The sequence below is a fragment of the Pseudomonas sp. 51_B genome (assembly GCF_017491595.1).
GTDB classification, from domain to species: Bacteria; Pseudomonadota; Gammaproteobacteria; order Pseudomonadales; family Pseudomonadaceae; genus Aquipseudomonas; species Aquipseudomonas promysalinigenes.
The window spans coordinates 1-514 of sequence record NZ_JAFGYW010000195.1; the positions used below are offsets into that span (position 1 = coordinate 1).

Sequence of the window (514 nt, forward strand, 5' to 3'; positions counted from 1 at the left end):
CTTATGGCGAGCGCCGTCGAATTCGACGAATTCACCCAGAGCCTGCCACTGGGCCGATCGCTGCAATTGTTCGAAGACCCGAGCGTTCAGGCGACGATTGCCGACGTCCGTTCGCAAGACGCCGCCGGTCAGTTCAAAGCTCACGACAAAGCCACGCTCAACGCCGGTTACTCGCGTTCGGCGTTCTGGCTGAAGATCGACCTGCATTACCGCCCGAGCAACCCGGCCGCCCAGCGAACCTGGCTACTGGAACTGGCGTATCCGCCACTCGATCACCTCGATCTTTACTTGCCTGATGCCACCGGTGCATACCGACTGGTGCGCCAGACCGGCGATGCCTTGCCCTTCGCCAGTCGCGAGATCCGCCAGAACAATTACCTGTTCGACTTGCCGTTCAAACCGGATCAACAGCAGACGCTGTACCTGCGACTGGCCAGCGAAGGCTCGATCCAGGCGCCGGTGACGTTGTGGTCGAGCACCGCGTACCTCGAAGACCAACCGGTGCGCCTGTATG

General features: G+C 61.3%; 1 protein-coding gene. It reads left to right on the forward strand.

Annotation, left to right across the window (positions count from 1 at the left end; all coding sequences use genetic code 11):
- Positions 1 to 514 (forward strand): 7TM-DISM domain-containing protein (locus J5M56_RS24360; RefSeq protein ID WP_279381842.1); only part of this gene is annotated, 514 nt, incomplete at both ends.